Annotated in this window: 12 protein-coding genes and 1 pseudogene; 8 read left to right on the top strand and 5 right to left on the bottom strand. The window is 37.2% G+C overall.

The features are described 5' to 3' along the window. Positions 1–331: 331 nt before the first annotated feature. From ptsN to lptC, 4 genes are all read right to left on the bottom strand, one after another. A complete protein-coding gene (gene ptsN / locus NMK50_RS09910) occupies positions 332–796 on the bottom strand; it encodes a PTS IIA-like nitrogen regulatory protein PtsN (protein WP_254770322.1) in 465 nt (154 codons plus the stop codon). Positions 797–1,879: 1,083 nt separating this feature from the next. After that, entirely contained in the window at positions 1,880–2,674 is a 795-nt protein-coding gene (lptB, locus tag NMK50_RS09905; protein ID WP_254770321.1) for an LPS export ABC transporter ATP-binding protein, read from the bottom strand. A 6-nt stretch (positions 2,675–2,680) separates the two neighbouring features. Continuing rightward, the gene (locus NMK50_RS09900) at positions 2,681–3,289 is read right to left on the bottom strand and encodes an LptA/OstA family protein (protein WP_254771240.1); all 609 of its coding nucleotides are present in this window, start codon (positions 3,287–3,289) and stop codon (positions 2,681–2,683) included. An 81-nt stretch (positions 3,290–3,370) separates the two neighbouring features. After that, positions 3,371–4,012, bottom strand: coding sequence for an LPS export ABC transporter periplasmic protein LptC (lptC, locus tag NMK50_RS09895; RefSeq protein ID WP_254770320.1), 642 nt, complete (start codon positions 4,010–4,012; stop codon positions 3,371–3,373). A 190-nt stretch (positions 4,013–4,202) separates the two neighbouring features. On the opposite strand from lptC, the gene ihfB reads away from it, so the two are divergent. The 8 genes and pseudogenes from ihfB (at position 4,203) to NMK50_RS09855 (ending at position 10,053) form a co-directional block, all read left to right on the top strand. After that, positions 4,203–4,481, top strand: coding sequence for an integration host factor subunit beta (gene ihfB, locus NMK50_RS09890; RefSeq protein WP_254770319.1), 279 nt, complete (start codon positions 4,203–4,205; stop codon positions 4,479–4,481). A 9-nt stretch (positions 4,482–4,490) separates the two neighbouring features. Beyond that, positions 4,491–4,787, top strand: coding sequence for a lipopolysaccharide assembly protein LapA domain-containing protein (locus NMK50_RS09885; protein ID WP_254770318.1), 297 nt, complete (start codon positions 4,491–4,493; stop codon positions 4,785–4,787). A 68-nt stretch (positions 4,788–4,855) separates the two neighbouring features. After that, positions 4,856–5,788, top strand: a complete 933-nt coding sequence (locus NMK50_RS09880) for a class I SAM-dependent methyltransferase (RefSeq protein ID WP_254770317.1) — start codon at positions 4,856–4,858, stop codon at positions 5,786–5,788. A 2-nt stretch (positions 5,789–5,790) separates the two neighbouring features. Further along, positions 5,791–6,618: a TrmH family RNA methyltransferase gene (locus NMK50_RS09875; protein ID WP_254770316.1), complete on the top strand. Its 828-nt coding sequence runs from the start codon at positions 5,791–5,793 to the stop codon at positions 6,616–6,618. Between the two features lie 16 nt (positions 6,619–6,634). Beyond that, complete coding sequence (gene lspA / locus NMK50_RS09870; protein ID WP_254770315.1) at positions 6,635–7,138, top strand: signal peptidase II; 504 nt, start codon at positions 6,635–6,637, stop codon at positions 7,136–7,138. Between the two features lie 206 nt (positions 7,139–7,344). Further along, positions 7,345–7,519 (top strand): annotated as a pseudogene (locus NMK50_RS09865) (integrase); the annotation flags it as partial. Between the two features lie 769 nt (positions 7,520–8,288). Further along, positions 8,289–9,062 carry a Bax inhibitor-1/YccA family protein gene (locus NMK50_RS09860; RefSeq protein ID WP_254770314.1) on the top strand — a complete coding sequence of 258 codons (774 nt, stop codon included), beginning with the start codon at positions 8,289–8,291 and terminating at the stop codon, positions 9,060–9,062. 109 nt (positions 9,063–9,171) lie between these two features. After that, positions 9,172–10,053, top strand: coding sequence for an endonuclease/exonuclease/phosphatase family protein (locus NMK50_RS09855; RefSeq protein WP_254770313.1), 882 nt, complete (start codon positions 9,172–9,174; stop codon positions 10,051–10,053). Here NMK50_RS09855 and polA read toward each other — a convergent pair. Then, the gene (gene polA / locus NMK50_RS09850) at positions 10,050–12,953 is read right to left on the bottom strand and encodes a DNA polymerase I (RefSeq protein ID WP_254770312.1); all 2,904 of its coding nucleotides are present in this window, start codon (positions 12,951–12,953) and stop codon (positions 10,050–10,052) included. The two genes, NMK50_RS09855 and polA, sit on opposite strands and share 4 nt — an antisense overlap. Positions 12,954–12,992: the final 39 nt, after the last annotated feature.

Below are 12,992 nucleotides of genomic sequence, written 5' to 3'. Positions count from 1 at the left end.
AAACAAAATCTACACTTTAAAAGATAATCTTTCTCACTCTTTTATACAGAGAACACGATATCCCTTATCTCTCTTTGAATTTTAAAGATGAAACCATTTTAACCTATAAAAGCCTCGTTTACGGACAAACAAGATCTAAGAGCAGAACAATCAATGTTTCGCCTACAAAAATAACAAAAGATGAAGGATGTTGCTGTTTTTTAAAGCGGAGTTTCTTCTTGATGAAAATTTCTTTTAAACCACATGATATGAGTAGCGACACTAATATACAAACCGTATCATTTTCCAACCTGCTCTGTGGTACACTTCTGCAATGTACACCACGGTGTGTTTAAGCTGCATTTGATTCTGAATTTTGAATTAATAAAGTATAAAGCGTATGAGCATCATGCGTATTGCGCAATTTTTGCACAACATCAGCATGACGCAAAACACGCGCAATCTGCGATAAAGCCTTTAAGTGGTCTGCACCAGCGTTCTCAGGCGCTAAAAGGAGAAAAATAAGATCTATAGGCTCATCATCAAGAGCTTCAAAATCAACAGGGTTTTCAAGGCGCGCAAATATACCAATGATTCGGTTCATATCAGGCAGTTTTCCATGTGGAATCGCAATACCACTCCCCAAACCTGTTGATCCTAGTTTTTCACGTTGCAAAACAATATCAAAAATTACACGTTCACTTAAACCTGTCAGCTCAGCAGCTCTTTCAGATAAAATTTGTAGAACTTGTTTCTTCGAATTCGCTTTAAGAGCCGGAATAATTGCTTCCGGTGCAATTAACTCACTCAAATTCATATTTTAATTTTCCTTTTACACGCTCAAACGCTCACCAAAAAATTCGTAAACGGCGTGGATTAAAGTTCTTTCACTTTCTTGCATCATCGTATGGGACTTTATTTTCAATTTATAATGGGTGATGGATCATTCATCTTATGTCACTATCTGTGCAACAATAAATAGTTACTCAGCTCCTCATTAATAGCATGACAAAAAAAGAAATGACATTGTCCATAAAATTCATCTCTCTATGAAACGCTCAAAGACTATCATTCGATCTTTTTGTCACAAGAGCTAATGTATAATTTCTCATCAGATTTTCCTTTTCCTTTTAAAACCTAACTCCTAATAAAATGAGAAGCATACCGAGGCAAAGTGGTATCTTACTTTGACAATCTCTGCGCAGCTTGAGTACTGTCCAACTAAAATGATTAAAAAAAGTTTTAAGTCGATCAACAACTCTTAAAAAAAACGTTACATTTTTAGATTAATATCTGCTGTCTTATACTCGCTTTTAAATACGCAATGCAAACCAACAAAATCTCAAAAATCCTGTTTGAAAACTGTAATATATGTAACCCATGATGCTACCATAAAAATATCCGAAACAGTGCCATTGATCTGTTGTTTAATTCAATAAGGAAAAGCATTATCAATACGACACACCTTTTAGCAATACGCGCATTTACTTAAAGCCTCGTTTACCATTCATTATCAGGTTAATCTAGTAATATCTTTTCCATGGTATACTCAAAAGCAAACTCAACCTATAAAATAATAAAATTATATCAGCCTAATATTCTTTTACATTGAACAAAAATTAAGTTCAAAAGGTTAATTGTAAAAAAAGTTTTGGCACAAATAAGGAGTTTCTCAACAACATAATTATAGCTCCTGCAATATAATTATTTTCCCTGTGATGTATCAATAATTATTGCTTGTTATGTTATGAACATACATAGCGCATTCCCTATAAAATCAAAAGAGAGTCTCAATCTCTTTTGGGTAATGGATGTTTCAGTGTCTGGATATACAAAAATGGAGCACTTGTACTCATTCTATCCCGTTTAAGCTTAAGGAAAACTCTTTGAAACTGTAAAATCAGAGAGAAAACTGATTTCCCAAATAAATTCTGCGTACATCAGCGTTGTTGATGATATCGTTAGGATGACCGTGAACTAACACACGTCCCGCGTGAATGATATAAGCACGGTCGACAAGACCTAATGTTTCACGCACGTTATGATCCGTTATCAAAACACCAATTCCACGCTGCGTTAAATAACGAATAAGCTGTTGAATATCAAAAATGGCGATAGGATCAATTCCTGCAAACGGTTCGTCAAGTAACATAAAATGAGGGCGAGAAGCTAATGCTCGTGCAATTTCAAGTCGTCGACGCTCTCCCCCTGATAAAGAGAGAGCTGGCATCTTGCGTAAATGATCAATTTTAAATTCATGTAAAAGGCTATCTAACTCTTCTCGCCGTTTGAGGCGGTCTTTTTCGACACATTCCAAAACAGCTTTAATGTTGTCTTCTACGGAAAGACCGCGAAAAATCGATGCTTCTTGTGGAAGATACCCTATGCCTAAACGAGCACGTCTATACATCGGTAGATGGGTAACATCAAATCCATCAATTTTAATGGTTCCTCCATCCGATTTAATAAGTCCCGTAACCATATAAAAACATGTTGTTTTGCCTGCACCATTGGGACCTAGAATACCAACAGATTCCCCTGTACGAACACCAAAAGAAACACCATTAACAACCTGTCTTCCTCGGTAAACTTTCATCAAATGACTGGCAATGAGGGTTCCCTTTAAGCGCTTTCTTAAAGTTTCACTTGCAAGGTCATGTTTGTTCGTCTGTTTTTTTCTCTTGATTCCAAACATGAAACCTTAATGGCCATCCTTTTGACTTTGTTTAAAAATAATGGAAACACGACCTTTTTTCTCGGATGTCTCACACCCTTCTAGAAAAGCCTTTCCGCTTTCCATATCTGCTGTTAATTTACATCCTGTTGCTACATTATCGCCGTCGGTTAATGTAACATTCTTTCCTGTCAAACGCATTGTTTTTGACTTACTATCAAAAACACCCTTGTCACCTGTCGCGACTTGTGTGGCAATTTTTATATAAACTTTTCCTAAAGCTTCCATTTTCTTAACACCCGTCGAGCCAAACAACGCAGGGGAGGATGTCTTTGTATCTTCTTGATCCTTCCGAACAGCTTTATGTGCCTTATCGTAGTAAACAACTAATTTTGCCGTTCGCAGAATACGTTCACCTTGAACGACCGAAACATCACCTTTAAAGAGCGCTATTCCTTCTTTATCACGTATTTCTAAAGAATTTGCATAGAGTTCTACAGGTTTTTTATCATTTGATAAATTAATCCCAAAATGCGCACCTTCAGCATATCCTAAAACTGCTCCAAACCCTAACATTCCCAAGCTTAAAGCCAAAGAAAAACTTCTCCACTTTTTGTATGATTTCCTCGGCTTCATTCCATCATCCCACATTTTTCTGTCAAACACACACATCCTTCTCTTTCATAACAACCACTGCAAATTTGTATTGAAACTCTCTTATTGCTTGTCAAGCACCAAATGCACACCACCATGAAAGTACATGTTTTGCCCTTTTTCTCGAATCTGCAAAGCGTTTGCGATAAGATGAAAACCTGCGCGTTGAATATTAACAGGTTGATCTGTGTTTAACTGCCCTTCAGACAAATTAATATTTGCTGCCATAAATTGTACAGTCATCCCATCATTTGTTGTAATAGTAAATGGCTTATCCAACTGTAAAAAACCATTAATATTATCGTAAACGCCCCCTTGCGCATCAAGAAAAACCCGTCTTTGCTTGCCCATAAGCGCTTCAGCTGTAATATTTTGCAAATTGATCACTCCGGAGTGGGTACGATCTTGAAATGCTTTCTCTGCTTTTAGCCAATAAGGTTCATGAGAACGCGTATAACCTTCTAATTTGGGATTGAGCATCGTCAATTTCATTATCTCTGCCTCTTCATTTAAAGGAGCAGGATCAGAAGCAACAGGTGCTAAGAAAAATGTAAACCAGCAGAAAATAAGTGCCGCAACCAGTGCCAAAAGAGGTAAAAAAAATTTTAATAGACGAATGTAACGCGAATGGCGAGAAGCTTTTTTAAAAACATCCCCAAAGGATGATTTTGTTAAAATGTCTTCATAATGATTGTTTACGGACATACTACCTTAATCTCTCAAACACTCCGTGCTTTTGCAACCTGTATACCCCCTATAAGATGTATTTTCAAATTTTGTTTCTTGCAATTTATTTTTTCTTGGTTTTATTTTGCTTTTAACCATTTATATGTTGTAATATGCGTGTATGAAATGCACGATTATAAAAACCTTTTTGTATGAAAGAGAGGCTATTTTGGTTAAATCAGAGCTTGTGCAAATTATCGCCCGTCAAAACCCACATCTTTTTCAACGTGATGTGGAAAATATTGTGAACGCTATTTTTGAGGAAATTTCAACAGCACTTGCAAATGGTAATCGTGTTGAACTTCGCGGTTTTGGAGCTTTTTCTGTTAAAAGCCGTTCAGCCCGTAACGGCCGTAATCCACGAACAGGGGAAGCCGTTGTCGTTGAAGAAAAATGGATTCCTTTTTTCAAAACTGGAAAGGAACTGCGTGATCGGCTTAATCAATGAGTAAAATTTATGTCAATTAAACGTACCCTTTCAGCAATTGCTTTGCTGATTCCTACTGTTCTTTTCGTTGCTTTTATCATAGCGAATCGTCAGATGGTTGCATTAACTCTTGATCCTTTTCGGTCAAATTCTGAAAGTTTTACTTATCACGCCCCTTTTTCTATATGGCTCTTTATTTTTTTTGGTTTTGGTATTTTATTAGGAAACCTCATGAATTGGTTTGCATGTCATAAATGCAAAAAGGCTCTCAAAAAAAGTAAAGCCGAGCTCGAGAAACTGAAAAAATCGATCACAGATGTGGTGTAATGTTATTTTAGAAAAATTTAAAAGTCTTTTGACACCCGTTTTTAAATATCTGTATCGTGATACTGAATATGCTTGCACAATATTTTCAAATGCACCATAGCGATAAATATCCGCAGGAAAAGTTACCGCTTATTTTAGAAGCAGGTGTGAGCGCAGATTATGCTCTCATTGATTCTGGGAATGGACAAAAATTAGAGCGTTATGGAACTTACCATATTATTCGTCCTGAAGGTCAAGCATTATGGAAACCTGCTTTATCACAAAAGCAGTGGACTGATGTTGATGCTCTTTTCACCGGCAATCGAGAAGAAGAAGGGGTTGGTCGTTGGCATTTCCCCAAAAAACCACTGGGTGAAACTTGGCCACTTACTTGGAATGGACTGTCTTTTCTTGGTCGTTTTACTTCCTTTCGCCACGTGGGGGTCTTTCCTGAACAAGATGCCCATTGGCGTTTTATCGAAGAACAAATTGTTAAAGCGACACGACCGGTTAAAGTGCTCAATCTTTTTGGCTACACAGGGATTGCTTCTTTGATTGGTGCGCGCGCAGGTGCAAATGTTACACATGTTGATGCTTCTAAAAAAGCCATTGCTTGGGCAAAAACCAATCAAGAAAAAGCAGGATTGTCAGATCGCTCTATTCGTTGGATTTGTGATGACGCTGTAAAATTTGTCGAACGCGAACTGCGTCGTAAAAAAACTTACGATATGATTCTTCTTGATCCTCCTGCATATGGGCGTGGTCCCCATGGCGAAATCTGGCAACTGTTCGACAATTTACCAGCTATGATCACAAACTGTCGTAAACTTCTCTCTGATAACCCTCTTTCTATTGTCTTGACAGCTTATTCTATTCGCGCTTCTTTCTATGCACTTCATGCTTTAATGCGTGATGAATTAATAAATCTCGGCGGTACAGTCGAATCAGGAGAATTGATCTTGCGTGAAGAAGCCGCTGGACGCGCCCTTTCTACTTCTCTTTTTAGTCGTTGGGTTGCCTGAATATGTCTCTACAAAAAACTGGTAAGGTTAAAGAAATTACCTCCCTTAGCAATCCCATTATTAAAAATCTTCGAGCACTCAATCAAAAGAAAAACAGGAATCAAGAAGGTCTTTTCATGGCTGAAGGACTGAAATTGGTGATTGATGCTCTCAATCTCGGTTGGACAATACAGACACTTATTTTTTCTAAAAGCATCACCGGTAATACCGCCATTGAAAATACCGCTGCACACACTGTAGCCAATGGTGGTTTTGTCATTAAAGCTTCACAAAAGGTGATGGAATCCATCACCCGCCGCGATAATCCACAAACAGTGATTGGTATTTTTAAACAACAGTGGCAACCACTTGAAACAATAAAAGAACAAATCGAAGATGTTTATGTTGCCCTTGATCGGGTGCGTGATCCTGGAAATCTCGGTACCATTATTCGCACAGCTGATGCTGTAGGAGCTAAAGGCGTTATTTTAATCGGTGAGGCAACAGACCCCTTCTCACCGGAAACAGTACGAGCAACTATGGGATCAATTTTTGCCATACCTCTTTATCGCTGTGATGAAAATACCTTTGTAAATTGGTCTAAAAATTTAAAAGCTATGGTTGTTGGCACACATCTCAAAGGTTCTACTGATTATAGGAAAATTAACTTCAAAAATGGCCCCGTTATACTTCTCATGGGAAATGAAAAACAAGGATTATCAGATATTCTTACGAATCGTTGTGATAAACTCGCACGCATTCCACAAAGTGGACGCGCTGATTCTCTTAATTTAGCGATAGCAACAGCTCTCATGCTTTATGAAATCCGCCGTCCTTATTTAACACTGTAACATGTGAGGCCACAATATGATTCGTAAATCTCTGCCTTTTTTTCTCCTTGGTTTAGCATTTACAGTAGCAATTGACCAAGCGGTCAAATACTGGGTCATGCACAATATGCTTCTAGGAACAGAGAAACCCCTCCTTCCTTTCCTTTCTCTTTATCATGTGCGTAATTCTGGCATTGCATTTTCGTTTTTTTCTTCTTTTTCTCATTGGGGGCTTATTGCCATTACATTTGCTGTTCTTCTTTTCCTTTTCTGGCTCTGGAAAAACACTGAATATCATAAATCTTTAACGCGTTTTGGTTTTACCCTTATCATTGGAGGGGCAATTGGCAATCTTATTGACCGTATCCGCTTTCACCATGTCACGGATTATATACTTTTTCATATCGATGATATTTTTTATTTTGCTATTTTCAATCTTGCCGATAGTTTTATCACTCTCGGTGTTATAGCTATACTTTTTGAAGAATTGCGGACTTGGATAAAAACAAAACGTCATTCTAATCATACATTTTCTGAATAAAAGCTGTTTATTGACTCAAGATAATGGTATTTATTCGGATAATAAATTGATTTATAATGATAATTCATCGTTTTCCATGTCAAATGAGAGCCCCGAATATCCTAAGATTCCTTTATTTTAATCCTGCACATATTGAATCAATCAAAACCATCTCCTTACACATCAGGAAGTATTATGTGGGTAAAAAACACTAAAAAGACGTAAAAATGTCCTTTATGAATCGTTTTAATGCAAGAGCTGTGACATTGGGGACTAGTAAACAGTACGATGGTGCAGCTCCTTCATAAGCGTAAAAATGGTGGTGCATAATGGATTTACCGCTATACCCTTCATGAGCGGCAGCGTGAAATGGGCTTGGGTGCCTTCAAAAATGTCTCTTTGATATGTTGAGTAAAACAAAGATATCTTTCTGTCTTATGTTTTGGAAATCTTACTGTTTTTCACAAGAATTTTGTAAAAAACTCTGTTTTTAGAGCATCAAATGAGCCCTCTTTTTTTAAATAACATTTTCTTACTTTTTCCCTATGTCGTTTTATAGCTACAACCGTTCTATTTAGAGATTTGCCATTTATTGCTCTTTTGATCTCATTGTTATCCCCCTTTTGGCGTATTTTTTCGTTAATAGATTCAAAGCGTTAATGCCTCTGGTTCCGAAATACAAAAAAGCGTTTAAGAACAGATGAATAGATGTTTTAGCATTTGTCTAAAATGCTGTAAAAAAATCCAATAGACCTCTGATGAACTGTACAAGTGTAATATTGTAAGCTGAAAATATAATGATTGAGACTCATTTAATCTTCATAAACGCAAAAATGGTTATGCCTCATGAATTTTACATTACATCATTGAGATGAGAAATTTTAAGACGCATATTTAATACTTTTCCTTGCGCAAAATATCACAAAAAAGACATAATATTTTACCCAAAATACGCCTGTTCCTTACCAATTTGTAAGGTTTCTTTTTAATGAAAATCTCTTGTAATTTTAAAATAAATCCCCATAATAAGGGGAGGTATGCTGGAATTTCATCAGCGGCGCCTGGGGTTGTTTGTATGGGTAAAGTGAGATCTTATGCAAGACTCTTGTTGTAACAGTATAAGTTTTTAACCCCGACATCTGATGAAACATATGCTAAAGGACTTTATATCATGGCTGATTTTAAAAATTTACGTTCGGCTTCTGTTTCCCATGCCGATGCATCAATTGATCAAGGATTGCGCAGCTATATGCTGGGCGTTTATAATACAATGACTATTGGATTGCTTATTACAGCTGCTGCTGCTTATGCAATTGCATCATTAGCAACAACAACAGATATGAGCCAAGCAGCCGCTCAAATCAATAGTAGTATTTATTTAACTCCCTTTGGAGTAACATTTTATACATCACCTCTTTCCTACATTGTTATGTTTGCACCACTTGTCGCGGTATTATTTCTCAGTTTTAAAATTAATACACTAAGTACAAGCGCAGCGCGTAGTCTCTTTTTTGGCTATGCTGCCCTTGTTGGACTTTCATTATCTTCCATTACTTTGCGTTATACGACGGAAAGTGTTGTGCAAACTTTTGTTATTACCGCTGCGGCCTTTGGTGCTCTTTCACTTTATGGTTATACAACAAAGCGTGATCTTACAGGGATAGGCTCATTCTTCTTCATGGGGTTGATTGGTTTAATGCTCGCTATGATTGTGAATATCTTTCTTGGATCAAGTGCTTTGCAATTTGCTATCTCTGTGATTGGTGTGTTGATTTTTGCTGGTTTAACAGCTTACGATACGCAGAATATTAAATTAATGTATTATGAAGAAGATGGTGTTGACACCAGAGGTCGTAAAGTGATTATGGGTGCTCTCAGTCTTTATCTTGATTTTATAAATATGTTTGTTTTCTTACTACAGTTTCTTGGCTCAAACCGTGACTGATTGTCATATCATAACTTAATTAAAGAACCTTGTTTCTCTTAAGAAACAAGGTTTTTTGTTTTAAATACCAGCATTTACTCTTTACCTCTTAGGTAACCTTGCTCACAAAATGATAAAGATGCCTTATAAGCAGAAACTTCCTTGGTTCACTGCATTTATCCAAAAAAAGCTTCATAGCTCTCTTTTAAAAGCACTCCACCACCGTTCTTATTATCGGTCTGATAGAAACAACAAGAACAACCATTATGATCTTACTGTTGCTTCTTATAATGTTCATAAATGCATAGGCGTTGATAAGATTTTTAACCCTACTCGTATTGTAAATGTTATTGCCGAATTGCAAATTGATATCCTCGCCCTTCAAGAAGCTGATAAACGTTTTGGTGAACGTGTAGGCTTGATTGATCTTCAGCTGTTAAAAACCAAAACAGGACTGATTCGAGTGCCTTTAAATGCCATGTCACCTTACGGTCATGGCTGGCATGGTAACGCTCTTTTTGTGCGAAAAGGACGTGTCCGTGATATCTTACAAATTACTCTTCCTGGTATTGAGCCACGTGGCGCTGTCATTGTAGAATTGGAAATGGATGATGCATGCTTTATTCGTATTATTGCTGCTCATTTCGGCTTATTACGCCATTCTCGTAACCAACAAACAAAGACACTTCTTGCACTTTTACAAAAACGTCCTCTTATGCCCACACTTATCATTGGAGATTTTAATGAATGGCGAATAGGTAAAGGCTCGTCTTTAAATCATTTCTCTCCTTATTTTGATAGCACACTTGGAACTGTACCAAGCTTTCCCTCTCGCTTTCCTTTTCTCGCTCTTGATAGAATTTTTTCTTTTCCTCATCAATTGGTAACAAATATTGAAAACCATTCTTCACCACTTGCACGCATTGCCTCAGATCATTTGCCTATCAAAGCTTATCTTGATCTCGCCAATGCAATGACACTTCTTAAAAACAAAATAAGTGGAAAAAATTAATGCGCTTCATCCCAATTTTGTGCAACCATTACTTTTACTTCAAGTGGTACAGACAGAGAAAGGACCGGCATTGTAGCATTTTCCATAACTTTTTTAACAACAGCCATGGTTTTTTCACTCTCATTTTCCGGTATTTCAAAAATCAATTCATCATGCACCTGTAGCAACATTTTTGCTGATAATTTTTCTTTTTCCAAAGCATTTTCCATTTGAATCATAGCACGGCGAATAATATCTGCCGCTGATCCTTGAATCGGTGCATTAATAGCAGCCCGTTCATTAAAAGCACGCACCTGTGAGTTTGCTGTTTTTATTTCTGGATAATGGATACGGCGTCCAAAAATTGTTTCTACATAACCATTTTGGCGTGCAAATTCTTTAGTTGCCTCCATATAGTCTTTAATACCTGGAAACCGTTCAAAATAAAGTTGAATATAACGGCTTGCTTCTTGTCGCGAAAGACCTAATTGATTGGCTAAACCAAAAGCTGAAATACCATAAATAATGCCGAAGTTAATCGCTTTTGCACGTCTGCGTATATCTGAATGCATATCTTTCATCTCAACACCAAACATCTGCGATGCTGTAATAGCGTGAATATCCTGACCTTGTGCAAAAGCTTCTTTTAATGCCGTAATGTTGGCAATATGGGCAAGAATACGCAATTCAATCTGGCTATAATCAGCCGATAGTAACATATGTCCTTTCGGAGCAATAAAAGCTGCTCGTATTTTACGTCCCTCTGTTGTTCGTACTGGAATATTTTGCAAATTAGGTTCCGATGATGATAAACGTCCCGTTGATGTTATTGCTAAAGAATAATTCGTATGAATACGTCCTGTTTTGGTCAAAATGTAAGAAGGCAAAGCATCTGTGTAGGTAGATTTCAGTTTTGCAAGTTGACGCCAATCAATAATCTTACGGGGCAAAAGATGACCATCAGCAGCCAATTCTTCCAAGGACTGAGCGGAGGTCGACCATTGGCCACCTTTGGTCTTAGTACCTCCAGGCAAACCCATCTTACCAAAGAGAATATCACCTAATTGTTTTGGTGAGGCAAGATTAAACTTTTCACCAGCTAGCTGATAAATTTCTTCTTCCAGAACAAAAGCAGCTTGGGCCAATTCTCCTGAAAGACGCAATAAAATTTGTCTATCAACCAAAATCCCACGTTCTTCCATTCTAGCAAGAACTTCTATCAGTGGTCGATCAAACCGTTCATAAATTTTTGTCATTCTTTGAGCTACAAGCTGTGGTTTTAAAACTTGCCATAAACGAAGTGTTACATCAGCATCCTCAGCAGCATAAAGGGTAGCTTGTTTTAAATCTACTTGCGCAAAAGAAGTAATTTTTTTTCCGTTATACGTTAAATCTTTGTAAGCAATCGGTTGATGCCCAAGCCAACGCTGCGATAAATCATCCATATTATGCGTTAAAGTTCCTGCATCTAAAGCATATGACAAAAGCATGGTGTCATCAAACGAGCGTATCACAATGCCATGTTGTTTCATCACCAAAAAATCATACTTTATATTCTGACCAATTTTTAACACTGCTTGATTCTCTAATATCGGTTTTAAAAGTGCTAAAGCCTTTTGTGTTTCAATCTGTTCACCGATACGCCCTCTACTCAAAAGATCATCTCCCCCTTCAATGTGTTCAAGAGGAATATAGGCTGCTTTTTGCGGTTGTAATGCCAATGAAAAACCAACAAGCTTTGCTTGCATAGGATCAAGTGACGTTGTTTCAGTATCAAAAGCGAAAAAACCCTGCTCTTGTGCTTCTGACAACCATTCTTTTAAAACTTCTTCATCAAGAATGGTCGTATAAACATCCCTTGTAATTTTTTGAGTCAGGGCTTGATCTTTTCGTGCCTGTGCTAAAAATTGTGGAGAATTTTCAGAAAAATTAAGAGATTCCCTTTCAGCTTTTTTAACATCTTTGTCCAAGCCTTGTGTAGAATTATCCCACTCAACATTTATATCGAGTGCATCAATGGCTGCTGTATCACATGCTGTTGCCTCTGCTACACGACGTGTTAATGTTGTAAATTCCATAGCTTTAAGAAAAGCGATTAAACGTGGACCATCTTGTGGTTCTAAAATAAAATCATCTAAATTATCGTTGATAGGCACATCTGTTTTAAGCCGGACCAATTCACGAGAAATCTGTACCTGTTCACTATAGGTTTGAATATTTTCACGTCGTTTTGTTTGCTTAACTTCTGATACACGCTGCAACAAAAAATCAAGGGTACCAAATTGATCTAATAATTGAGCTGCAATTTTAGGACCAATGCCAGGAATACCAGGGATATTATCTGTTGTATCTCCTATCAAAGCTTGCAAATCAACCATTTTTTCAGGTGTAACACCCCATTTTTCTATAACCTCAGAAACACCAATATGCTTATCTTTCATTCCATCATACAGGGATACGTGCCCATTTACCAATTGCATAAGATCTTTGTCAGAAGAAATAATTGTTGTTTTTGCTCCAACCTTCGTTGCTTGTTGTGCATAGGTAGCAATTAAATCATCTGCTTCAAATCCTTCCTTTTCAATACAAGGTAAATTAAAAGCCTTTGTTGCTTGGCGTATTAAAGAAAATTGAGGAATAAGATCTTCAGGGGGAGTCTCTCGATTCGCTTTATATTGTGGATAAATTTGTTTACGAAATGTATCAGATGAATAGTCAAAAATAACAGCAAAATGCGTTGGGACAACACCTGTAGCTGTATTTCGTGCATCACAGAGCAATTTCCACAGCATATTACAAAAACCAGCGACAGCTCCTACAGGAAGCCCATCCTTTTTACGCCTTAAAGGCGGTAAAGCATAGTAAGCACGGAAAATATAACCCGATCCATCAACTAAAAAAAGATGATCTGTTGCTTTCATGACAAGTTTATTTTCTCCATTTCAATCAAAAAATAATGC

The sequence above is a fragment of the Bartonella harrusi genome (assembly GCF_024297065.1).
Classification (GTDB): Bacteria; Pseudomonadota; Alphaproteobacteria; order Rhizobiales; family Rhizobiaceae; genus Bartonella; species Bartonella harrusi.
The sequence above is the reverse complement of the archived record's forward strand: the minus strand, read 5'-3'. Positions and strand labels throughout refer to the sequence as shown.

Excerpts from the sequence above, each read along its gene's own strand:
- lptC (WP_254770320.1), bottom strand. The coding sequence starts at position 4,012 with ATGTCCGTAAACAATCATTATGAAGACATTTTAACAAAATCATCCTTT.
- polA (WP_254770312.1), bottom strand. The coding sequence starts at position 12,953 with ATGAAAGCAACAGATCATCTTTTTTTAGTTGATGGATCGGGTTATATT.
- NMK50_RS09885 (WP_254770318.1), top strand. The coding sequence starts at position 4,491 with ATGTCAATTAAACGTACCCTTTCAGCAATTGCTTTGCTGATTCCTACT.
- lspA (WP_254770315.1), top strand. The coding sequence starts at position 6,635 with ATGATTCGTAAATCTCTGCCTTTTTTTCTCCTTGGTTTAGCATTTACA.
- NMK50_RS09860 (WP_254770314.1), top strand. The coding sequence starts at position 8,289 with ATGGCTGATTTTAAAAATTTACGTTCGGCTTCTGTTTCCCATGCCGAT.
- NMK50_RS09875 (WP_254770316.1), top strand. The coding sequence starts at position 5,791 with ATGTCTCTACAAAAAACTGGTAAGGTTAAAGAAATTACCTCCCTTAGC.
- NMK50_RS09900 (WP_254771240.1), bottom strand. The coding sequence starts at position 3,289 with ATGAAGCCGAGGAAATCATACAAAAAGTGGAGAAGTTTTTCTTTGGCT.
- lptB (WP_254770321.1), bottom strand. The coding sequence starts at position 2,674 with ATGTTTGGAATCAAGAGAAAAAAACAGACGAACAAACATGACCTTGCA.
- NMK50_RS09880 (WP_254770317.1), top strand. The coding sequence starts at position 4,856 with ATGCTTGCACAATATTTTCAAATGCACCATAGCGATAAATATCCGCAG.
- NMK50_RS09855 (WP_254770313.1), top strand. The coding sequence starts at position 9,172 with ATGATAAAGATGCCTTATAAGCAGAAACTTCCTTGGTTCACTGCATTT.
- ptsN (WP_254770322.1), bottom strand. The coding sequence starts at position 796 with ATGAATTTGAGTGAGTTAATTGCACCGGAAGCAATTATTCCGGCTCTT.